General features: G+C 45.0%; 21 protein-coding genes. 11 read left to right on the top strand and 10 right to left on the bottom strand.

The features are described from left to right. Nucleotides 1-125 precede the first annotated feature (125 nt). The 8 genes from ACYU8Y_RS26245 to ACYU8Y_RS26280 form a co-directional block, all read right to left on the bottom strand. On the bottom strand, nucleotides 126-401 hold the full coding sequence (locus tag ACYU8Y_RS26245; RefSeq protein WP_460941153.1) for a hypothetical protein: 276 nt from the start codon (nucleotides 399-401) through the stop codon (nucleotides 126-128). 72 nt (nucleotides 402-473) lie between these two features. After that, complete coding sequence (locus ACYU8Y_RS26250) at nucleotides 474-632, bottom strand: hypothetical protein (RefSeq protein WP_460941155.1); 159 nt, start codon at nucleotides 630-632, stop codon at nucleotides 474-476. A gap of 49 nt (nucleotides 633-681) precedes the next feature. Beyond that, nucleotides 682-804, bottom strand: coding sequence for a hypothetical protein (locus tag ACYU8Y_RS26255; protein WP_460941156.1), 123 nt, complete (start codon nucleotides 802-804; stop codon nucleotides 682-684). Between the two features lie 35 nt (nucleotides 805-839). Beyond that, nucleotides 840-995 carry a hypothetical protein gene (locus tag ACYU8Y_RS26260; protein ID WP_460941157.1) on the bottom strand — a complete coding sequence of 52 codons (156 nt, stop codon included), beginning with the start codon at nucleotides 993-995 and terminating at the stop codon, nucleotides 840-842. A 296-nt stretch (nucleotides 996-1,291) separates the two neighbouring features. Beyond that, nucleotides 1,292-1,432, bottom strand: a complete 141-nt coding sequence (locus ACYU8Y_RS26265) for a hypothetical protein (RefSeq protein WP_460941159.1) — start codon at nucleotides 1,430-1,432, stop codon at nucleotides 1,292-1,294. 12 nt (nucleotides 1,433-1,444) lie between these two features. Next, nucleotides 1,445-1,594 carry a hypothetical protein gene (locus ACYU8Y_RS26270; protein WP_460941161.1) on the bottom strand — a complete coding sequence of 50 codons (150 nt, stop codon included), beginning with the start codon at nucleotides 1,592-1,594 and terminating at the stop codon, nucleotides 1,445-1,447. A gap of 54 nt (nucleotides 1,595-1,648) precedes the next feature. Beyond that, nucleotides 1,649-1,900: a hypothetical protein gene (locus tag ACYU8Y_RS26275; protein WP_460941162.1), complete on the bottom strand. Its 252-nt coding sequence runs from the start codon at nucleotides 1,898-1,900 to the stop codon at nucleotides 1,649-1,651. A 777-nt stretch (nucleotides 1,901-2,677) separates the two neighbouring features. After that, nucleotides 2,678-2,857 carry a hypothetical protein gene (locus ACYU8Y_RS26280; protein ID WP_460941163.1) on the bottom strand — a complete coding sequence of 60 codons (180 nt, stop codon included), beginning with the start codon at nucleotides 2,855-2,857 and terminating at the stop codon, nucleotides 2,678-2,680. 484 nt (nucleotides 2,858-3,341) lie between these two features. Between ACYU8Y_RS26280 and ACYU8Y_RS26285 the strand changes: the two genes are divergently transcribed. The 11 genes from ACYU8Y_RS26285 to ACYU8Y_RS26335 all read left to right on the top strand — a co-directional run bounded on the left by ACYU8Y_RS26285 (nucleotide 3,342) and on the right by ACYU8Y_RS26335 (nucleotide 16,958). Then, entirely contained in the window at nucleotides 3,342-3,590 is a 249-nt protein-coding gene (locus tag ACYU8Y_RS26285; RefSeq protein ID WP_460941164.1) for a helix-turn-helix domain-containing protein, read from the top strand. A 249-nt stretch (nucleotides 3,591-3,839) separates the two neighbouring features. Further along, nucleotides 3,840-4,784, top strand: a complete 945-nt coding sequence (locus ACYU8Y_RS26290) for an ABC transporter ATP-binding protein (protein ID WP_460941166.1) — start codon at nucleotides 3,840-3,842, stop codon at nucleotides 4,782-4,784. A gap of 68 nt (nucleotides 4,785-4,852) precedes the next feature. After that, nucleotides 4,853-8,482, top strand: coding sequence for an ABC transporter permease/M1 family aminopeptidase (locus ACYU8Y_RS26295; protein ID WP_460941167.1), 3,630 nt, complete (start codon nucleotides 4,853-4,855; stop codon nucleotides 8,480-8,482). A gap of 211 nt (nucleotides 8,483-8,693) precedes the next feature. Then, nucleotides 8,694-8,879 carry a hypothetical protein gene (locus ACYU8Y_RS26300; protein ID WP_460941168.1) on the top strand — a complete coding sequence of 62 codons (186 nt, stop codon included), beginning with the start codon at nucleotides 8,694-8,696 and terminating at the stop codon, nucleotides 8,877-8,879. Nucleotides 8,880-8,952: 73 nt separating this feature from the next. Then, nucleotides 8,953-9,177, top strand: a complete 225-nt coding sequence (locus ACYU8Y_RS26305; RefSeq protein WP_460941170.1) for a hypothetical protein — start codon at nucleotides 8,953-8,955, stop codon at nucleotides 9,175-9,177. Between the two features lie 10 nt (nucleotides 9,178-9,187). Further along, entirely contained in the window at nucleotides 9,188-9,583 is a 396-nt protein-coding gene (locus ACYU8Y_RS26310; RefSeq protein WP_460941171.1) for a hypothetical protein, read from the top strand. A 196-nt stretch (nucleotides 9,584-9,779) separates the two neighbouring features. After that, nucleotides 9,780-10,559 carry a LytR/AlgR family response regulator transcription factor gene (locus tag ACYU8Y_RS26315; RefSeq protein WP_460941172.1) on the top strand — a complete coding sequence of 260 codons (780 nt, stop codon included), beginning with the start codon at nucleotides 9,780-9,782 and terminating at the stop codon, nucleotides 10,557-10,559. 5 nt (nucleotides 10,560-10,564) lie between these two features. Next, nucleotides 10,565-11,746: a sensor histidine kinase gene (locus tag ACYU8Y_RS26320; RefSeq protein WP_460941173.1), complete on the top strand. Its 1,182-nt coding sequence runs from the start codon at nucleotides 10,565-10,567 to the stop codon at nucleotides 11,744-11,746. Next, the gene (locus ACYU8Y_RS26325) at nucleotides 11,743-12,915 is read left to right on the top strand and encodes a sensor histidine kinase (protein WP_460941174.1); all 1,173 of its coding nucleotides are present in this window, start codon (nucleotides 11,743-11,745) and stop codon (nucleotides 12,913-12,915) included. The genes ACYU8Y_RS26320 and ACYU8Y_RS26325 overlap by 4 nt, the downstream gene beginning before the upstream one ends. Nucleotides 12,916-13,321: 406 nt before the next feature. Continuing rightward, nucleotides 13,322-13,687, top strand: coding sequence for a hypothetical protein (locus ACYU8Y_RS26330; RefSeq protein ID WP_460941176.1), 366 nt, complete (start codon nucleotides 13,322-13,324; stop codon nucleotides 13,685-13,687). A 130-nt stretch (nucleotides 13,688-13,817) separates the two neighbouring features. Next, a complete protein-coding gene (locus ACYU8Y_RS26335; RefSeq protein WP_460941177.1) occupies nucleotides 13,818-16,958 on the top strand; it encodes a lantibiotic dehydratase in 3,141 nt (1,046 codons plus the stop codon). 337 nt (nucleotides 16,959-17,295) lie between these two features. On the opposite strand, the gene ACYU8Y_RS26340 is transcribed toward ACYU8Y_RS26335, so the two are convergent. After that, the gene (locus ACYU8Y_RS26340) at nucleotides 17,296-20,985 is read right to left on the bottom strand and encodes an NACHT domain-containing protein (protein ID WP_460941179.1); all 3,690 of its coding nucleotides are present in this window, start codon (nucleotides 20,983-20,985) and stop codon (nucleotides 17,296-17,298) included. Further along, nucleotides 20,951-21,685 (bottom strand): hypothetical protein, encoded by a 735-nt coding sequence (locus ACYU8Y_RS26345; RefSeq protein ID WP_460941180.1) that lies wholly within the window; start codon nucleotides 21,683-21,685, stop codon nucleotides 20,951-20,953. Before ACYU8Y_RS26345 ends, ACYU8Y_RS26340 begins: the two co-directional genes overlap by 35 nt. Between the last annotated feature and the right edge of the window lie 10 nt (nucleotides 21,686-21,695).

Raw genomic sequence — 21,695 nt, forward strand, 5'->3', positions numbered from 1 at the left:
AAAAGCAGTAAGGATGACTAATAAAAACCATATGTGTTGCTTAACAATGTAGTCTGTGCAGTTGATTATTGAAAAAATCTAAACGTGATGCTATTTCGCTTTTGTAAGCTATATCATCATACTTATTATAACCAGACTAATTTTATAAAATTAATGAGAGCTACACTCAAAAAAATCACTTCAAAGGCAATCCTTTTGATGTTAAACGGTACAGGATGACCTGTTTCACTTTCCGTGATCTTCTTTTTTATAAAGAAATTCATAAAAAGCGAAATAGGGACAATTATTGAGAGTGCTTCTTTTAAAGCACTTTTATCATTAAATGTATAAGTTATAAAAAGCAAAACTACTGCAATTATACTAAATATTCGATTGTAAGTTAACGTTTTTTCTAAGTTCATGGCAAGGTTTTTTTAAGGAAGACAGGTTGCTACTTTAGCAACCTGTCTTCGCGTGATTATTCTAAAGTAGACCTATAAAAAGGCAATAATAGTGGCTGCAATTTGTAGAATTGCTCCAGCAGCCCGACCCGCTTCGTAGGCAGTCATTCCACCATCAACCAAGGCCATATCGTTGAAATTCATCTCGTTCAACTCGAGTACGGAAAGATCTAAAACAGTAAGAGTATTCATTGCTTTGGATTTTAAAGGAAAAAATGATTAAACAAAAATGAAGGAAATATTAAGAAAACCCGAAAGCATCCATGAATCCGCGAAAGAATTCGCCAATTACGCGACCTGCTTCTCTGGTTGCTTCGCTACCACCATTAATAGAGGTTAATTCTTCTTGGCTTAACAGTTTCATAGTAAAAGATAGTTAAATAGTGAATAATAATTTTTTTATTTACGAGGATTGCTAAAACCTTCGCCGACTCCAGAAAAGAAATCAGAAACATCCTGCTTAAATTCCGCCCAGGAGTAACCACCGTCAACTTCGGTCAATTCAATGGCTTTCAATTCAACTACTTCAACTTGGTCAAGATTAAAATTAGTCATGATTTGGTTTATTAAAATGGTATAAAACAATGTATACACTATTCCTTCCGGCCACGGCTTACCCGGGATGCGTTGGCCAGGAGGGCACTCTCAATCTATACCACAGAGCTCGTCTCTTGCTAGTGAAAACCGTCTGCCTGATCGTTATCTACGGGATCTGTGCCCGATAGCTATCAAACGTATTACAGGCATCTTCCTTGAGTTATTCGGCAGATCGCCAACCCTGTGTCTATTAATTAATTCGCAATTGATACCTCCAAGCTATTGAACTAGATGGAGTATGGTCGGTCACGGCATTATGCCTGTGGCCCTTTGTAGCTAAGCATATCCAGGACGGCATCGGCAACAGCCTTTGCCGCTTCGTACAGCCAGTTGCCGCCTGTTAGTTCCCGTTGCTCTTTTTGAGTTAGCTCCTGAGTTTGGTTATCTGTTTGCATACGTTTATTAGTTTATTCGTATTTCTGAAATGGACGATTTGATCCATTATTTTGAAAGTCATCGCAAACGTCGAGAACTGTGTCGGCTGCGCGAGCCAGGTCATTGAGCCAGTTTCCACCTTCAATGGTCCCCAATTCCGTTTTCGTTAGGTCTATCAGCATGTTTTTTGAATTGATTTACTAGGTTAAACTACTTGTTAAACAGGTACTTCGTTATTATTTTTCTATTACTATCTCTTCCGGCATCACATCGACGTGGTATAATGGGCCAGGCACTTCATGCTTTACCTTGTCAGGTCTGCCTTTGCCTTTGTTCACATATACCGAATCGTCCAAGGGGACAATCAGTACGGGTTCTGAAGAGGTTTCTTGAGATGCCGCCTGGACGGGTACCACAGGAGAATTCTCTTTGCAGGCAGTCGCCAGGAGCAGTAAGCCAGCTACGACCAATACATTTACTTTAGCCATGATTTCTGGTTATTTTTAGTTTATTTGTAACATAAATGTCTGATAAATAAGTCATTAGCTCAATAGCTATTGGTTTTACTTTATAACCTCTAGTACTAATTTATACTGGGTCTGCTATGTTGTTGAAAGAATTCCCCCGTCAATAGAGCAGGGGAATTGCCCAATCTTACCCCACCAGCTTGATACGTTATATGGCTATTGATTTTTCTGCGATTAATCCCTCTCGTTCCACCAACTCTTTACGCTTATCGTTCCGGAAAACGTGCTTTGTAAATGAGGGATTGAGATGATAATTAGCTTACTCTGTATAGTTACTATGCGTAGTTTAGTCTTAATGAGTTGTTTCGCTGGACTACAGTGTACCTGGATCAATTGGTAACGGTAATCTGATAGGAGGGAACTTGATCGGGGGAAATTTTATGATGGGAAAAGGCCGGGGAAAATAGATATCTATCATCACTGGTACGTCATCACTACCGCCCGTTATTTGTGGTAGTTCGACTTCGCTCAACGGCGCTAATTCGTTTAACTGTATTAATGTATTTTGCATAATGTCTCGATTTATTTAGTGTGTGTATTGTCTTAATTCCTGTTAATTGTTTCCGTTTTGATGGGACAAAGTTGTGCGATAAATAATCAGCTATCAACAACAAAATATTGTATTTTATTCGATTAGGTTATAATGGATAACTACTATTATATGTTCAGCTATAGTGAGAAAAATTTATCCATTTCAGTAAAAATTTTTCTGCTCGTAATTGAGTTGCTATTGATTGACTAGGCAGCTTCGTCGTAGTAATTTGCTGAATCATCCATCGATAGGTCTATTTGGCCAAATAGGTCGCCAGCAGATACGAGCCAATTGTCATCGAACGAGCCAGCTTCGTGGGCCATAGAGTCGAAGTCATTATTCATCCAGACTTCAAAAGAGAATTCGGAGTTGATACGGTTTTTCATTGCTTTTTAGCTTTATGGTTAACATTGATTTGGAATTGATTTTTTGTCCTGTTTGATGCAACAAAGGTTGCCTACCATTGAGCCGGATTCAATAACAATCAGTTGTATCATAACCCATTGAGATATAGTTTATTCAGATAAGTTATATAGAAATTATTATCAGTACTAAATCGTCGTTCCCGGAGGAGAAATTGGTAATATCTTCATTGATAGGCACGTTCTTTAAAGTCAGTTTTTTTGTATATGGCCTTACTGCTATGTCTCATTAGAAAGCCATATACCATAAAGGAAGTACCGTTTATCAGGGATAGAAGGCAGTTAACTCGTCATTTATCGATGTAATGGGTGGGCGTACTGATCAATCAGCTTGGTTAATGACACATTGGTCGATGAAGTGAGCGCATTGGTCGAAACAAGTTTCTGTTCATGTCTAACTAAGATTGATTTGTATCGATCAAATGATACAAACTTTTCAATCTATACTATGAACCACATTGCTATCAAAATCCGCAAGCTTCGGGAGATTCACGGCTATCCCCAGGAATACGTTGCTTTTCAGTTAGGCGTTAGCCAGGCCGCTTATAGCAAAAAGGAGACGGGTCGGACCGAGTTATCCTTGACCGTTTTGCAGCAGGTAACCTCTTTGTACGGCATTAGTCTGGTCGATCTGCTCAGTTTACCACTCAACGATTTGATTATCGCAGTGTTGCAACAGGATAAAAAGGTGCACTAGCCACATTCTACGAAGCCGAAAACATCGTACGAGAATGTCAGTACGATGCATTGCCGTACTAATAATAGTAAGCAGTTATGGCTGAACTGCAGACGTTTCAATCGTCGGTTCTGCTTCCTTATTGGTCGAAGAAAACGAGGCATTGGTCGATATAATTTCCCCGACCAGTTTCTGAGAAGTTGCTTTGTCCGAGCGAGCGATAATCCAAATCTGGCTATCATCCTATTTTACTTTATTTCCCCTACAAACATGAAGTTACTAATCGATAAATTGACCAAGACGTATCAAAACGGGCAGTCTGCCGGTTCGATTCGTGCCCTGAACGACGTATCGTTAACGATTGAGCCAGGGTTGTTTGGGCTGCTGGGCCCGAACGGGGCGGGCAAATCAAGTTTGATGCGTACGATTGCTACCTTGCAATTACCCGACGAAGGACATATAGTATTGCAGGATGTTGATGGTCAGGATATTGATGCTGTTCGTCAACCGGACGAACTGCGCCGGGTGCTGGGATATTTGCCACAGGATTTTGGGGTTTATCCGCGCATCGATGCCATAACCCTGCTGAATCATTTAGCCGTCTTGAAAGGCATTCATAATCGGGTTGAGCGTAAAGAGACAGTCGAAACGCTGCTCCATCGCGTTAACCTGTGGGACGTTCGGAAAAACAACCTGAGCGGCTATTCGGGCGGTATGCGTCAGCGGTTCGGTATTGCCCAAGCGCTGTTGGGTAATCCCAAACTAATTATTGTGGATGAACCAACGGCGGGCCTGGACCCTACCGAACGCAACCGATTCCTGAATTTGCTGGCCGGGCTAGGTCAGGAGGCCATCGTCATTCTATCGACCCATATCGTCGAAGATGTGCAGGAACTATGTCGTCGGATGGCGATTGTTAATAAAGGGCAGGTATTGCTAACGGGTCACCCGCTTGAAGCAGTGGCCAGGCTTGAAGGGCAAATCTGGAAAAAGTCCGTGCGTCCGCAAGAAGTAGAGTCGATGCAGCAACTACATGTGGTCATTAACGAGCGCATGATTGCCGGCGAACCGGTCATCTACGTGTATGCCAAATCGATGCCCGGCTATGGATTTGTTCCCGTTGAGGCTGGGTTAGAAGAGGTTTATTTTACCGAAATAACCGGTGCTAAAAATGCCGATCGTTTCCGGTCAACGGCGCATGCGCTAGCTGCCTAACGGTGTAATATATACGCAATGCGTCTGATCTGGAAACTCTTTTCGTCCATCCGTTTTCCCTCTGTTCTATGAACTGGTTATCCATTCTCAGTTTCGAGTTTCGCTATCGCCGAAACCGACCCGCAACCTATTTGTTTTTTGCGCTACTGCTGGGCCTCAGCTTCGCGACGGTTACCACTGATCTGATTCAGGGTTTATCGGGCGGGGCCGTGAAAGACAATGCAACCATGGTCGTGGTACGCATTAGCCTAATTCTCTTTATGATGATGGGCGTCCTCATCAGTTCGGCGATCATGGGCGTGTCGGTCGTGCGCGATTTCGAACACCGCACCGACGCGTTGTTTTTTACAAAGCCCATCCGTCAGTGGGAATTTTTAACGGGCCGTTACCTGGGGGCCATGTCCATTCTGTTGCTTACATTGGCTGCCATTCCGATGGGATTGATGCTGGGCGAGATCGCTCCCTGGCGCAATGCCGACCGATTATTACCGTTCAGAGCGGCCACTTACTGGCAGCCCTACTGGACGATTATTGTACCAAACGCACTGATTGTTGGCAGTATTTTCTTCACCGTCGGCGCGCTCAGCCGCAAAATGTTGGTTGTCTTCACACAAGGCATGGTTTTTCTGATGCTCTACCTTTTGTCAGGCACCTTACTTTCCCAGATTGACCGGCGCGAAACGGCGGCTCTGCTTGACCCATTTGGTTTGAGGGCAACAGGGTACTTAATGCAATACTGGTCCATCAGCCAGCAGAATAATCAGCTACTGCCTTTGTCGGATATGCTACTTTGGAACCGCCTGTTATGGCTAGGCATCGCCGGATTTGCATTACTGGCCACTTACCAATTCTTCTCTTATCAACCGACAAATGGGCTGCTTAAACGTAAATCCGACAAAAAGGCCGAACTGGATGCTATTGCGTTACGTCGCCCATTGGCAAAAGTCAGACGTAGATACGGGCAGGCTGCCTGGTTTAGCAATCTTGGGCATTTGACCCTGTTTTACGCCAAAGTGGTTATGAAAGACCTTCCCTTTCTGGCGTTAAGTATCGGTGGATTAGGCATGTTCCTTTTTTCGGCCTTCGATAATACGGGTGACTGGTACGGATCCAGAACGCTACCTACTACCTATATGATGTTGCATAAAATGGGATTGTTCACGGGCTTGTTTCTGTTTATCCTGATGGTCCTGTACGTTGGCGATCTGATCTGGAAAGAACGCGACGTACGAATCAACCTCATTAGTGATGCATTGCCCGTACCAAACTGGGTTCCGCTGCTGAGTAAATACCTGGGATTAGGCCTCGCGTTTTTCCTGATGATTACACTGGCCATCGGGCTGGGTGTCCTTATGCAGGTCATTCTAGGTGGCGGAGCACTGATCGATTTGTCTGTTTACGCCAAGAGTCTCTATTGCGGGTCGTTGCTAGGGATGCTGACGTTTATGCTCCTGGGCTTTTTTATCCACACGATGGTCAATAACAAGTTCGCCGGACATGCTCTGTTGATCCTGTTTTTTGTGGCATTGGGCGTTTTATCGTACCTCGGCATCGAACACCGGTTGCTCCTGTTCGACTCCGCTTCCTTAGGGACTTATTCCGACATGAATGGCTTTGGGCATCAAGTAGCTTCTTTCTCCTGGACAACGCTCTACTGGTCAGCCTTCAGCGTAATTCTCTTTGCCGGAGCGGTGGTGCTATCGGTGCGAGGGTCGGAGGAGTTGATGAAACTGCGTTTGCGCATGGGTCGCCACCAGTTAACGCGCCCCGTGCTGACCGTTTGCCTGGCGATGCTGGTTGTGTTCGTTTCCAGCGGCAGCTACGTTTACTACAACACCAACGTACTTAATACGTATAAAAACAGCAAAGCGGTCGAAGCTGAACTAACCCGCTATGAGAAAACCCTGAAGAAGTTTGCCGACCTGCCCCAGCCACGCCTGACCAGCGTAACAATGAACGTCGATCTGTTTCCGCTAACCCGCGATTTCTCGGCAACGGGCTGGTATATTCTTAAAAACAAGACGACACAACCCATTCAGGAAATCCATCTGCAAACATACCGAGCGGATGAGATGCATGTAAAACAGCTACGGCTTTCAGTCCCGAACCGGGTCGACAATCAATACGTGGCTGATTTCGCCTACCATATCTATCACCTCGACCGGCCATTACTGGCGGGGGATAGTGTACGGCTCGATTTCGATGTAGTCTATCGAACCAAGGGGTTCAAGAATGGTCAGGCTAATATTGATATTGTACAGAATGGCACGTTTTTTACCAACGATTACTTCCCGAGTATTGGGTACAATGAGCGCTACGAACTGCAGAACGACGACAAACGAAAAGAAAATGGCCTGAAGCCAACGGAGCGAATGCGTGCGCAAAACGATCCGATAGGACGGCGACAGAGCGTATTTGGGGATGATGCCGATCAGATTCGGTTTGCCATGACCATTAGTACCACCCCTGAACAAACGGCTATTGCGCCCGGCTACCTCCAGAAAGTATGGGCAAAAACAGGGCCTGATGGTAAACCCCGGCGGTACTTCAGCTACCGAATGGATTCGTCCATCGCCAATTTCTATTCCATTGTATCGGCGCACTACCTGGTCAAAAAGGAGCAGTACGCTGGTAAGTTCGGGAAACCGATCAGTCTGGAAATCTATTACCATCCTGGCCATACCCATAACCTCGACCGTATGATGCGGGCCATGAAGGCGTCGCTGAATTATTACCAGGCGAACTACGGCCCTTTCCAGCACCGCCAGCTACGCATCATGGAATTTCCCCGTTACCGAGGGTATGCTCAATCGTTTGCCAATACGATTCCGTTTGGCGAGGACATGGGCTTCGTGGCTGATATTGATGATGCAAAAGATATCGATATGCCATTTTTCGTAACAGCACACGAAACCGCCCACCAGTGGTGGGGCCATCAGGTTACGGAAGCCAATGTAAAAGGGAGCGCCATGCTATCCGAATCTCTCGCCGAATACAGTGCGCTGATGGTGATGAAACAGCACTACCCGAAAGAACGAATGCAGTCTTTTCTGGGCTATGAATTGGATTACTACCTGAGAGGGCGTCAGGCAGAATCCCGGAAGGAGCAGCCCCTCGCTCAATGCGAAAATCAGTCGTACATCCATTACAACAAAGGGGCGCTGGTACTCTATGCCTTACAGGATCAATTGGGTGAAGCATCCATCAATAAGGCATTAAAGAACTACCGCAACCGATGGAATACGGCTAAAGTGGCCCAGACAGGTGTATACCCCACGGCCTATGACCTAACGGCCGAGATACGAGCCGTCACACCGGACAGTTTGCAGGGGCTACTAAATGACTGGGTCAATACGATTACTCTGTATGAACTCAAAACGGATCAGATCGTGGTTAAACCCGTGGGAAAATACTACGACGTGACTCTAACCGTCGAGGCTCAAAAAGTATGGGCTGACAGTCTGGGCAACGAAACGCCACGTCCCCTGAACGAGTGGATGTGGGTGGGGGTATACGCGCCCAAAGTAAAAGGAATTCAGCAGGAAAAGCTGTTGTATTACCAGCGGCACCACATCACGAAACCTAAGCAAATAATTACCGTGCGTGTCGATCAAAAGCCCGAACGGGCAGGTATTGACCCACTTAATCTGCTCATTGATCGTCATCCAAAAAATAACATCATAAGCATAGATTCATAACCATTTTGGCTTTTTTACGCAAGCCGCAACTGGCTGGAATCCGCTTCACTCGGATTCCAGCCAGTTGCGGCTTTTATGTATAACTACTGTGAATAAATAATAACTCAATCAACTGAATTACAAGTGATTGTTATAGTTCAGGGGCTTCAGAATAGCCACCTTTGTTATATTCATAGAGCGCTAAAAAATCTATTAATCGATCAAAAAAGCCATGGAAAAAGCGATAAAAGACAAAGTAAACGTACTGCGTGACGCATCGGGTAACCAGGAGGAATTTATGAAAAAACTGGCCGAGCTAGATGAAAAAGGTCAACTCACCGACGACGCGCTAAATATGGTCAACGGCGGCAGTGCCTGGCCAAGTTTACCAAAATGGCTTGGATTCTTCCTGGAGTAATTGACGCAAATAAAAGAGTACTAAATACCGAAATAAAATACAGTCACAATAACACAAATCAATCAAAGAAATCATGAAAAAATCGATGAACAACAAGATTAAGGCCTTACAGAGCAAGGTAGAAAATCAGGCCGAGTTTATGAAAAAACTGGCCGAACTGGATGAGAAAGGGCAGCTTACACAAGACGTGCTGGATCAGGTTAATGGCGGAGCCCCTTTGAGTGCGAAAAGCCCTATTGTTGACCTGCCCGTACTGGGTATCTGGTTCCCACCAACATTTCCTGACATGACCCTTTAATTCCTGACTCATGGCTTCCTTACTTTGTCCCAGTTCAACCGCGAAACCCGGTGCTGCTCTTTTCGGCGTGCAGGACGCATCCGGTCATATTCAATACCTCGATGAACCGATCATTGTCGATCAGACATTTGTCGACACCGCCCGGCAGCAGAGCCGTGCCCCGGAAGAGCGCTTCCGTTTCGCCAGTAACTGCGCCAAAACGGGTTGTGGTCATTGGAATTCGGAAAGCGTGGGTTGTAGTCTGGTAGGCAAGATTGTGGAAGCCATGAACCGAAAGGCAGAAGCCACCCTGGTTAGCTGCGCCATCCGGGATCGTTGCCGGTGGTATCATCAGGAGGGGGCGAGCGCTTGCGCCAATTGCGACGAAGTGGTTCGGAACGTTCGGACAATGGAGTTGGTCGCTTAGCTATACGGCATCTACCTATTGCCAAGTATCATATAGCATATGGCTATTTCGCCTTGCACATGTTCGTGTGCAAGGCGAAATTAGTTAATTGAATAACCAGTAAGCTTTCGCTAATACCGTATACGGTGATAATGGCCTTAAATTACTACTTAGAGAAAAATAGATGTACATTTGACTTTAGTCCTTCACTCCTATTATGGCGCTTACTCTGCGATGTTTTATCATTGATGATGAGCAACCAGCCCAGGCGGTACTAGAAAAGTTTATCAAACGGGTACCCTTCTTGGAATTGGTTGGTCATAGCTATAATGCCGTGGAGGCACTTCTAGCCGTTCAGGAATTAAAACCTGATTTGATCCTGCTGGATATCGAAATGCCAGAAATGACAGGTATCGAGTTTTTAAAGTCCCTAAATGCGCCACGCCCTCAGGTTATTATGGTAACGGCCTCGCCACAGTATGCGCTGGAGGGGTTCGAACTGGATGTACTTGATTATCTTCTAAAACCAGTTGCTTTTGATCGCTTTTTGAGGGCAATTAATAAAGCCGTAACGAAATTACAGCCATCCGTCTCACTACCCGGTAACGGACCGGCATTGTCGGAGATTCCAGCTAACCGTCCAGCGACAAAAACCGGGCAGTCCGCTGGAGAATCGGCGAGTTTCTTTCTGGTTAAAGAAGAAAAGAAATTGATTAAAGTACTACCGGAAGAGATCGTCTTTGTGGAAGCAATGAAAGATTATCTGGTCATTCATCTACCAGCCCGAACCATCACGACCCATATGACCATGACGAAAATAGAGGAAATGCTGCCATCAACGCAGTTTTTACGCGTCAACCGGTCTTACATCGTTCGCAAAGGAAGTATCCGGGAAATTGACGGAAATCTAATTACCACAATCGATGGAAAACGCGTACCGATTGGTGTAACGTACCGGGAATCTGTGTGGAAAGCGATGAAAGAAAACCTGATGTAAAACTGGTGAAGCGTACTCTTCTTGATCGACTCATTGCCAAAACGGGTCATCTTCCTCTCCTGGCACGCCTTGCACTTCATGCGATTACCATCCTGCTGATCGCTGGCATTGACGTAGGCATCGTTTACCGGGCCGTTGGGGTCGACTGGCCCGTGCTGATTTCATTGGTTGCTTTATTGGTTAGCCAGAACATACTCGTTTTTTATGGAACCGTGTACTGGGCGTTACCTAAATATTTTTACAAGCGCCGGATAGGCTGGCTTACCTTCATTATCCTGCTACTTTTCTGGGGGCTTTATCTACTTAACCGGACGGCTATTTTTAGTGTAGAGCCGAGCCTGCCCAAATCAAGTCAATACATAACCCGTATACAATCTATTATTGGACCAACGGGCCTCTTCGGGTGCTTTCTATCGCTGCGGGTATTCTTCTGGAATTTTGCGTTTGCTCTGGTGGCTCCACTCATTCCACTAAGCATCAAAATTATGCAGGAAACGATGGTTTTCCGGCAAAAACAATTTGACCTAAAACGAAATCGGTTGTTATTGGATCGGGACAATACCTTGTTAAAGATGAATTTTCTGAAAGCACAGGTTAGTCCCCATTTTTTGTTTAATACACTCAACAGCATTTACTCCCGAATGATTGATGTCGATGATCAAGCGGCTGATTTGGTGTTGAAGTTGGCTGAACTGATGCGGTATAATCTGTACGAAGCTAACGTGCCGAGAGTGCCGCTCAACCGGGAGATCGATTACCTGATGAGTTATGTAACGCTGGAGCAGGCGCGGCATGGCGACCAACTAACGGTATCGTTCAATTCGTCTGGCCCAACGACTGAATATTTGATTGCGCCACTCGTACTCAGCGCATTCGTTGAAAATGCCTTCAAACATGGCATTACGTCGGCAGCTGGCGGTGCCTATATTCTCATTAATGCGCATCTGGAACGAAACGTCCTGCACTTTGTCGTCGAGAACAGCCTTCATAGAAAACTTGCCCTCACTACTGTTCGTCGGTCGGGAGGAGTGGGGTTGTCCAACGTTCATAAGCGGCTGGATATTCAGTATTCCGGCCGGTATACGGTTACACATGACATAACCGATGACCATTATAGGGTTGAACTTCAGCTTGACTTGGATGCAGTTTCAGAAAAAGTCGGATCCGACCCAATGCTCGCTTCATGAAGTTACGCTCCATCCGTTCCTTACTCACGCGAATTGTTCGCCGACTAACGGTTTGGTTACTGATAGGTATCAGTATATACGTGTTTAATGGTGTATACATTCGTCCCGATGAACGACCCATTAAAAACCTGGTTTTCTTCGCCATGTATAGCCTGGTTATTCTTATTTATGAAGTAAATGTGCGTTGGTTGTTTGTGCGTTACCTTTACAATGCTCAGTGGCTTCGGTTTTTTATTGGGTCAATTGCACTGCTGGGAACGGTTCATATGCTAACGTATATTACCTATCCTTTGCTACAATCGGTAGCGCATATAGCCGAATCAAAAATTGTAGCCGTACTGCCCAGGTCTTCTCTGTTTTATTGGTACAAAATTCACCACCTGGGCGTGTTAGGATGGCTGTACAATTGGGAAGCTGTAAGCCTTATTTTGGTCAATCCCTATTTTTATGCCAGTCTGTTTTTACTGGTGTCCTTATTCCGTTATTATTTGTCGTTAGGCTTTGATGTTCGACAAACAGAATTAATTAATCTGGCCCTTAACCAGGAAAATAACCTGTTGGAACTCGACCTGCTCAAAGCGCAGTTGAATCCGCACTTTTTGTTAAATGCGCTTAATAGTATTTATGCCCGGGTAATTAACGCGGACGAGCAGGCGGCTAATTTGGTACTGCGTCTGGCTGAACTAATGCGATATAACCTTTATGAAACTGAAGCTACTATCGTTTCGCTCGATCAGGAATTAGGGTATATCGAAAACTATTTACAGTTGGAACAGGCAAGGCACGGACAGCGGGTCGAGATTCTTTTCAGCAGTGAAGGCACGCACGAGAAACTATTCATTGTTCCACTTATTTTACTGGCATTTGTCGAGAATGCCTTTAAGCACGGTATCGGCGGGCAACAGCAGGAAGCGTATGTGTGGGTAGAAGCGCATGTAGAGCAGACGAACACGCTCGTCTTTACGGTTCAGAACAGCTTGGCGACGTCTGTTGAACGAAACTTTCCGGATCAAAAATCAGGGGGAATCGGCCTTCCCAACGTCCGGCAGCGGCTGGCATTGCTTTATCCTGATGCCCATCAGGTTGATGTGGAGCATTCGGCTGATAGCTACGTGGTTACACTCACACTCCAACTCGCCTCTGCGCCAGTTGAGACACCCCGATCCTAATTGTTTTTTCATTGGTCGAAAAAAAAGTGGCATTGGTCTAAGGAGTTCGTGCACCGGTCTAAGAGAGTTGATTCCCTTTCGGCTACCCCCTATATTTAATTCATCAATCAGCCAGCACACAGCGCTGAACGAGATGAACAATTTAATTCACCCCAACCCTAACTCTTTTCTCCCATGCAAGTGCAACAAGTTCAACCAAACCGCCCTTCAATCAAAGTACAACGCGTTGTCAATTTAAACGCCGTAGGCGTTCGGACAGGCTCCACCAAATCAGGTCTTCCCTGTTGGCTTACTATTACTGATTTGTGAGAAGCCGGGTAAGTCTGATTGCTTTGTCTCAAAACCAGATGCATTACGTCTATTGAATGACTAAAATTCACCCCAGAAGAAACATTACCCTATCGATATGCACTGTTTATTAATTAATTACGATGGTGGTAGTGAGTCGTTGCTAAGTCAATACATCCTCCGGGCCGGTTGCCAGAAATTAACTTTGGCAACCGGCCCGGAAGGGTATATAAATCATGAGGAATGGTGGTTAAACTGCGATTTTGTTTTTCTGCACCTTAGGTATCCAGATGAGATTGTTCATGACGAACTAGCTTCTCAGCTGATGAATCATCCGTGTGTCGTCATTACCTCACCTTTTCCCAAGCATCAGTTTCCGAATCTGTTCATGCAACCGTTTACCTTCCTTACCGAACCGTTTACGTTCAAGAAATTTACAGGGTGCATTGAGGCATACCAACAGGAAGTGCGTAGGAAAATATAAGTAGCTACATCATATATTTTTTATTTATAGAGTGGTAACTTTTTGTATTAAGATTAGGTAAAATGTTACTCATTTTCACATCTATGCCAGAATAAATGAATATATTGGAAGGTGTTTTACCCACCATCCAATGGTCCAACGTTTCCATTTCTTTGTTTTAAGAAGAACTGTTTTTTCGCTCGACGCCCTTCAATCGCTTTACGAGTCTTTGCAAAATCGGGATACTACCCTCCCCGATACCATCAGGCAGTGGTTTACCAATCCGATACAACGACAGGCACTGGCAACGGCCTCGCCCCGGCTGTATGATCGCGTAGAGCGATGGCTGGCGGGGGAGACGCTCTCCGACGAAGCCAAGCTAATCAATACGCTGCACAAGTACTTGATTCGAATGACTACCCGCAGTACGCCCTACGGTCTTTTTGCTGGGTATACATTGGGGTCCGTCGAAAAAAAAACGTCGTTCATTGCCGGACCAGTGGACCGCATAGCTCCTCATGCTAGGTTAGACATTGAATACATTCAGGCGATTAAAGACTGGCTGCTGGCCCAACCCGACATACGCGCTCAGTTAACGCTACACCTTAACACAACGTTGTATCTGGCCGGTAACTACTTCCGATTTATTGAACAGCAGCATGAACCAGACGGGCGAACCTACTTTATAAGTGCTGTTGGCCGCGATAACCTCCTGACCGATCTCTTTGCCTTTGTTCAGGCTGGTGCTACGGAGGCCCAACTAATCGATTTTTTAAACGATCAGCATCAGGTTAGTCAAGACGACGCGATCGACTACGTTAATGAGCTGATCAACTGTCAGCTATTGGTGTTTGAACTTGAGCCAACCCTTACTGGCGACGCCCATTTAACCGTTTTTGCTGAACGTCTATCCAGGCTTGTTGCTTCCCCTGCTGTAATCAACGCCCGCCGGGTGCTGACCAGAATCAATGAACTAATCACCCGCCGACCGTTGGCGCTGAATGCCCTGCCACAGTACCTTGCCGAACAAGGAATTGCTTTACCGCATACGGATTTCATCCAGATCGATACAGCCCTGCCCGCTGATACCTGCCAGTTGAGCGAGCGTTGGCTCGACCATTTTAAGCAACAACTGAACGCTCTGTTGGTCCTGAACCGACCGTATAAGAACAATGTGCTTGACGAATTCAGGCACCGGTTCTATTTACGATACGAAGCGGAAGAGGTGCCGCTGGCATTTGCCCTCGACCACGAAATGGGTGTTGGCTATGGGGATACATCGACACTAGGAGTGGGTAATGCCCCCATGCTCGATACGTTGAGCTTATCAGGAATAGCAAAAGACCAGGATGCTACACTGACCAACTGGCAGCTGTTTGTGCTGGATCGGTATACTGAGGCATTACGATATGGGCGATCTGAGATTGTTTTAACAGACGACGACCTGGGTAAAGTAGGTAATCCGCAGGAGGCAATGCGCACGTTACCAAGCAGTTTTTATGCCTTCGGTACACTGCTTTCCTCTTCGGCTGATAGCATTGACCGTGATGATTACCTCTTCTCGCTAACGTCCTGCCTGGGGCCATCGGCGGTTAACTTGCTTAGCCGTTTTGGAGAAGCGGATCCTGCCCTGGCTGAACAGTTGAAACAGTGCGCCAGACTGGAGGAAGCAAGTCACCCTGACGTAATTTTGGCCGAAATTGTGCATTCGCCCGAAGCAAGAGCGGGCAATATCTGCCATCGTCCTACGCTCTATCAGTACGAAATACCCTACCTAGGCCGCGCATCAGTAGCACCAGAGTATCAGATTCCGTTATCAGATCTATACCTGTCCGTTCGAAATGACCGACTCGTGCTGCGATCTAAACGACTGAACAAACGAATAATTCCAAGGCTGTCAAATGCCCATAATTTCAAGGGCGGATTGCCCGTTTACCAGTTTCTAAGCACACTCCAGTACCAGGATGCGTACCTGGATATTCGCTGGAACTGGGGTCTGCTGACTCAACAAACTTATCTTCCCCGCGTCCGATACCGACACATTATTCTGAGCCGAGCTAATTGGCAGTTGACCGCCGATCAGTTCAAAAAGGGAGGTTTGGCCGACACACGCCAGAAACTTCAGGATATGGGATTACCGGCGCAATTTGTCATTGCGCAAGGTGACAATGAGCTAAAAATCGACATGGCTACGGATGTTTCACTGACGTTGTTTTTGCAGGAGATACGCCGGGCAAAGTCTATCCGCGCTGTTGAATGCCTGGCCAAACTCGACCAGTGTCCGGTTCGCGATAACCAGGGGCAGACCTACGTTCATGAGTTGGTGCTCCCTTTCCATAATCCGTCGGCCCCAGCCTATGCACCCATCAACTCCGCTACGTCCGACATGCCACAACGCCGTTTTTCGGTTGGTAGTGAATGGTTATACCTGAAAATTTATGCGGGAGAAAAGGCGTCTGATGCCGTGCTAGTTAACCAACTGTACCCCGCTATTCAGGAGTTGCTTCAGCAGCAGACTATTCAGCAGTTTTTCTTTGTACGCTATAAAGATCAGGACCCCCACCTGCGACTCCGATTTCGGGGAAATCCATATATCGAATTTTATCACTACGTAATCCGGCGTATCGAGCAGGTACTACATCCGTATGTACAGAGTGGTTTGGTCCATCGAATTCAGACCGACACGTATCAGCGTGAACTAGAACGATACGGAATGGACAAGATAACAATTTATGAACAGTTTTTTTGCCACGATAGCCTCAGCACGCTTCAGTTTATGCAACAGACTGGCGATGCTTTCGACGAGAACCTAAGGTTTGCCTTTGCAGCCCACAAAATAGACAAACTACTTGTTGGCCTGTCCTCAACCATCGATGAGCGGTGCACGATATTGACTAACATGAAAGAACAGTTTTTTACAGAATTTGGCGGCAGCCCGGCGCTTAGGCAGCAGTTAAATGACCATTACCGAACATACAAACCCTTATTGGAACAGGCCTTGAATCGACCATTTTCGCTGACAGATGGTTTCGAAAATTGGGTTAATGACCAGCAGTCATCCCTTTCGAAATTAGCAGAAGCTCACCAGTTCGACCGCATACCTCTTTTAAACAACAGCAGCAGTATGATGCATATGATTGTCAACCGGCTATTTCCATCAAAACAACGGGCGTATGAACTTGTACTTTATCATTGTCTAGCTAAGGTTTACGATTCGCAACGCGCCAGACAACGTCAGGAAATGGTGATTGGAAGCACTAGCTTAACCGACATTGTAATGAAAAAATTATAATTGCTAATAGTCTCTCAAATCAGTCGTAAAGCCAAAAATTGGTAGCTATTTTATCAATCACGTCCTAAGACTGAATGTGTCTTGTCTTGCTTTTACTCGGACGTTTTTCTGAACGATAACCAGATAGGAGGGAAGTGGCGGAAAACAGGCTTTTTCGCGTCCAATAAACCCGTTCAATTTAGTCGTTCAGAGTTTTGAATCTCCACACCGTTTACTTGGACGGTTTTAAAGCATCCACTGCGTTAAAATATGATCTGGTATGAATTTTTGACGAGTCAGAATTAGGTAATTAAAATCGATAATTGTGTGCCTGCTGAATAACTTATTGTTACTTTTATTATTTACCTAATTTCTTTTTTGATGGTTTTACTCGGTTCATTCGTTTGGTTAAGTCAATACCAATAATTGTTATTTGCTCAATCTTAGGGTAACTAGCTGATAGTTTTCCCCAATGTTCTTGCAATGCGGTAATAAGCTCTGAAAATGTTGCTTCTGTCCTGCTATCTGGTAATTGCCAACTTGTTTTTTGCCCCCGATATACCAGCACGAATATGCCTCGATTAGATTGATTGTCCCGTAAATAGTCTCTACATAACTGGTTCTCTAGTCTTTCGAAGAAATCTGGGCCACTCCAATTATCGGCTAGCTTGAGTTCGACCGGAACCGGAGCATCAAAGAGAGAACTATGAAAACGACAGTCTGGCCGTTTTGCGTCGGCAAATTCTTCCTCCTGCGTAATCAGGTATTTACCCATGGAACGGCCTCGGCACCAGTTGGCTATAACTCGTCTAATACCAACTTCCTCCTCTTCCAATGCCAGTGTCGATGAATCGCTGCTATCACTTTCTTCAAGATTATGCTTAAGATCTAACAGCCGTTGAACCCCTAAATCAAATAGTTCACGGTGGTTGGCGGGTGTGCAGTCCAATGTTTTCGCGAATTCGCTGAATTGCTTAATTGTCCAGGGCGAACTATCTGCATCCATTTCCGCCCGCTCTTTGGCATTTTTCTTCATCCACTTTCGATAACCTTCAGCTGGGTGTATTTTGGCCAATTCCATCATGGCTAAATAGGATTCTTTACCCGGCATAGATTTAAGCATAGAGAACAAATTGTCACGGGCATCCTGTGCATCATCGCGTAATCCAAGGGAATAGACTCCTTTGTTGGCTCTATCAATATCCGCTTCAACCCGGATATACTGATGCATCAACTGATACAGGTTCTTCAGGTGAGTTGGTGATTTAAAGGTTTCTCTTACGCTAGCCCCTGAACGCCTTCCCCCAAGAAGGGCCACAATTGTTTGCATGGCCAGCTTTGTGGCTTCTTTTTGATTTTCGCCATAAAGCTCAGCCAGACGATCCGAAAAGGTCCTTACCGCCGATTCAGGCTCCAGGCTTATCCATGTGGAATACCAATAAGGAAGATGTTGCAAAGAGGTTAGTGTATTACATTTTTTGTCAGCTAGTCGAGCGAGTTCAATATCTGTGATCATTGAACTTCCCTGAACTATTTTTAACATGTATTGTAGATTAACTATGTTCGTAGGCTCTTTTTCCAGCCTTTCCAGAAGTGGTCTAGCTATACTATCCCATAACCACTCACAATCCCAGCTAACTTTATTTAATATATAAGTATAATCCTCCCCTTCTGGAATTTTTTCTAGTGCCAATTCCCAGCTAATTTCTTGAATAATTAATTGATTAATGAGCAAGGGAAAGTACTTATAAAGCCTTGGAAACCAGCTTGGAAACCCACCAAATGTGTGAAAAGCGTACCGGCAAGCTCTCTCAACCTCTTCACTACTCAGGTTTTGTGGCCAGTCCGTCGTTTCAGTTGATTCTAATTCAAGTCCTGACAATCCAAATTCAATTCCAACTGAATTGGTATCTTTTTTGCCTTTTTCCGATCGGAGCGAAGGGGTATAAGTCCGCCAAAAACTTAACAAGCCATCATGAAAAGCGTTGGTAACTTCTATGCCGTAGTCTTTTATTAAACTTTGCCAATTTCGGCTAGCTGGTTCTGCTGATTCGGCTTTAGAAAGACTTCGTAGGCGTTCATAAAGGTAATACTGAGCTTTAGAAACTGCTCCCTCATTTAAACCATTTGCACGCAGTTTTACACAATTCTCGTTCAGCCATTTTACGTTTTGGTCGTGAACCAGCCGACGCTTCTTCTCTTGCCCTTTTTCTTGACGCTTCCACTGAGCTTCTCTTTTTTGCCATTTTTTATAGTCTTCAGACGGAGCAGGTGGATTCACAAATTCGTCTAGTCTTTTCTTTAGCTTATCTTCATGTTCTACTGTCTTTTTAAGCTCGGTTAACCAGTCCGCTGGATTTCCATTTTCTTTATATAATTTAAATGCTAGTGATAAGGCGACTAGTCGATCAGCCAAAAGTGAACGGTTAGAAATATCAGTTAGTATAAGCTGAAAATCAGTACTCGAAAACTTCCAAAACCCTTCAATACCAGAGACTTGCCAAAAGTAAGTCAGTGCTTCTTTTTCATGCCGTTCAAAATAATTACGAGTTTCTTCAACATCCTTCCAAAAAAGAGCATGGTTCAGTTCCTGCCATTCAGATAGGAGCGCTGGAATAGTGTGACTGGGTGCCCAAGTCCTATAACTTTCATGCGAACTAAATGAAGGAGCCTGAGTGAGGGCAAATAAACTGGCTGAAGTGAATACAGTTGAATGTTTGTTGATAATTAACTTCTCTATTGCTTTTAGGCTGATGTGCATTAACCAGCCATATTGCTGCGATATCTCACAATATCTGCGCTCAAAAACTGGCTGACAACGTAAAAGTGTATCTACTCCTTTGACTAGAGTAAATACAGCGTCCAGATCTGCACGCTTAACAAAATTCAATAAGGAATAACCAAGCGGATCGGAATCGTATAATTTTTCATTCTGTGTGTTCGCTAACGCTTTTGAAAGCCAAGCGGCCGACTCTTGAGAGCCATCTGAACTATTGACTAACTCAGCCAAGAGCCTCCTATCATGGAGTGCTTCATCCGTGAGTAAATAAGTACAAACGGCATTTAATTCCTCTTTCGTACCCACTTCCTTTACCACTCGTATAGCGGCTATCCGGGTATGCCTTTCAGCATTATGATCTAAGGCGAAATCCAAGGCTATTGGTAAGGCCGTTTTCATTTGCCCCTGCCAAACCAGATCAAGCAGATAAGAGGTAACATCTGAATTTTGCTTATATTCTTCCAGCAAATGGATAATATCATTTGCCATATCGGGTAGAGCGAAACGCTTCACGGCAGTCAACTGCTCAAAGGACCTGTAAGATGAACTGGAAGCTAGTTTTTGACAGACTGAAGCGAGTATTTTTCGTCTTAAGGCAATAGGGATTCTGCTTGGATCGCCACCCTCCAGAATCAATTCTGGTTCAAGCTTATAAACTTTTAGCAATAACTGCTGATCGAATAAAACCAGCCATGACAGAATTGGCCTCATGGAAGGTATGACTACTTCCTGCTCATACTGAGTGCGAATAAACAAGTGTTCAATTTTCTGCCTAGACCCCTCATTCTTTAGTTGTTCAGAAAGCCATTCCGCCGTTAAGTATTCCCGCACCGATCGGTGATGAAAGCGGACCGTACCATAGATAGCTTCATCAAAGATCGGACGGCTCAACAAAATCTGACAGTCTGTATCATCCCAATCGGTTAATATTGACTTTACATCGATGCCTCTCAAGTTATTAGTTCCATCAGGAATTCGAATCGCGGATTCATGCATCAAAACGGATGCTGAAGCCAGCAGACGAGCGCCCTTTTGCGCTTTTTCGATCGTAAACGGCTTTGAATCCCGTCTGTCCTGATCACGTTCCTCCAGCCTGCGCTGTACGCTGTGCTCCATCAATTCAAACCTCGTTCCTATTCGCTGCTTATCATCCCAGAATGCTAACAGTTCCTCTAGGTCTTGAGGTCGAGTGGTAAATGCCCAGGCATCCTGTCTTTCAAGTTCGCGTAAAAAATCAGCACTTTTTTTTACCCCTTTCGTAGTGTACAAACGTAGTAATTTGATTGCCCGTTAAATCAGCTAGTGAATAGACTTTGAAGCCTTCCTTCTTCTCTTTAGGGGTATTATTCAATCCGTTTTGCAGAGAAGATGAACGGGCTTCTTTTAACGATATATCTTCCTCCTCTATCTCAATTTTATTTTCTTTGGAAACTGTATAGACAGCGGGAAATTGAGTTTCGCAGAACTTCAAATCGGTTTTTGGTCGCCACGCAGATATTCGTGAGGTAATGACAATATGTGTCCGTTGAATAGCTATCGATATGCGTGAAGACAGTTTACGAATTGCCTTTGTAAAGTCCTTCGGATCTTTTAGTCGTGCTTCATCAACGGAATCAAGCAATAACCAGCCTTCCTCGTTTGAATTTAACCAGTTCTGAAATTCCTGGTACGTGCCCTCTTCAAAAGCGCTCTCTAAATCATCGGCTACATGCTCCAGGCGCATGAAAAAAGCAAATTTATTCTCTGTTCGGAGCGTCTGAGTGGCGTGGCGAATTTCTTGTGTTTTGCCTGCACCTGCCTCGGCGAGTATTACAACACGATACTCGTTTACTAGTTCTTTCCAGCCGAGCGAACCGCCTGCCTGAAAGCGATTAAATTCACTTAAATCGATGTCGCCATCTGTTGACCCATCAGCATAGTCAATCGGTACCTGGTTAAATAAGCGATTAAGATTTATGAAGTTTTCCAAAGCTTTATAC

It is taken from the genome of Spirosoma humi (assembly GCF_054776575.1).

Coding starts and splice junctions, on each gene's coding strand:
- ACYU8Y_RS26325 (WP_460941174.1), top strand. CDS start 11,743: ATGAAGTTACGCTCCATCCGTTCCTTACTCACGCGAATTGTTCGCCGA.
- ACYU8Y_RS26270 (WP_460941161.1), bottom strand. CDS start 1,594: ATGCTGATAGACCTAACGAAAACGGAATTGGGGACCATTGAAGGTGGA.
- ACYU8Y_RS26300 (WP_460941168.1), top strand. CDS start 8,694: ATGGAAAAAGCGATAAAAGACAAAGTAAACGTACTGCGTGACGCATCG.
- ACYU8Y_RS26290 (WP_460941166.1), top strand. CDS start 3,840: ATGAAGTTACTAATCGATAAATTGACCAAGACGTATCAAAACGGGCAG.
- ACYU8Y_RS26285 (WP_460941164.1), top strand. CDS start 3,342: ATGAACCACATTGCTATCAAAATCCGCAAGCTTCGGGAGATTCACGGC.
- ACYU8Y_RS26250 (WP_460941155.1), bottom strand. CDS start 632: ATGAATACTCTTACTGTTTTAGATCTTTCCGTACTCGAGTTGAACGAG.
- ACYU8Y_RS26260 (WP_460941157.1), bottom strand. CDS start 995: ATGACTAATTTTAATCTTGACCAAGTTGAAGTAGTTGAATTGAAAGCC.
- ACYU8Y_RS26245 (WP_460941153.1), bottom strand. CDS start 401: ATGAACTTAGAAAAAACGTTAACTTACAATCGAATATTTAGTATAATT.
- ACYU8Y_RS26280 (WP_460941163.1), bottom strand. CDS start 2,857: ATGAAAAACCGTATCAACTCCGAATTCTCTTTTGAAGTCTGGATGAAT.
- ACYU8Y_RS26265 (WP_460941159.1), bottom strand. CDS start 1,432: ATGCAAACAGATAACCAAACTCAGGAGCTAACTCAAAAAGAGCAACGG.
- ACYU8Y_RS26315 (WP_460941172.1), top strand. CDS start 9,780: ATGGCGCTTACTCTGCGATGTTTTATCATTGATGATGAGCAACCAGCC.
- ACYU8Y_RS26295 (WP_460941167.1), top strand. CDS start 4,853: ATGAACTGGTTATCCATTCTCAGTTTCGAGTTTCGCTATCGCCGAAAC.
- ACYU8Y_RS26310 (WP_460941171.1), top strand. CDS start 9,188: ATGGCTTCCTTACTTTGTCCCAGTTCAACCGCGAAACCCGGTGCTGCT.
- ACYU8Y_RS26330 (WP_460941176.1), top strand. CDS start 13,322: ATGCACTGTTTATTAATTAATTACGATGGTGGTAGTGAGTCGTTGCTA.
- ACYU8Y_RS26305 (WP_460941170.1), top strand. CDS start 8,953: ATGAAAAAATCGATGAACAACAAGATTAAGGCCTTACAGAGCAAGGTA.
- ACYU8Y_RS26335 (WP_460941177.1), top strand. CDS start 13,818: ATGGTCCAACGTTTCCATTTCTTTGTTTTAAGAAGAACTGTTTTTTCG.
- ACYU8Y_RS26255 (WP_460941156.1), bottom strand. CDS start 804: ATGAAACTGTTAAGCCAAGAAGAATTAACCTCTATTAATGGTGGTAGC.
- ACYU8Y_RS26275 (WP_460941162.1), bottom strand. CDS start 1,900: ATGGCTAAAGTAAATGTATTGGTCGTAGCTGGCTTACTGCTCCTGGCG.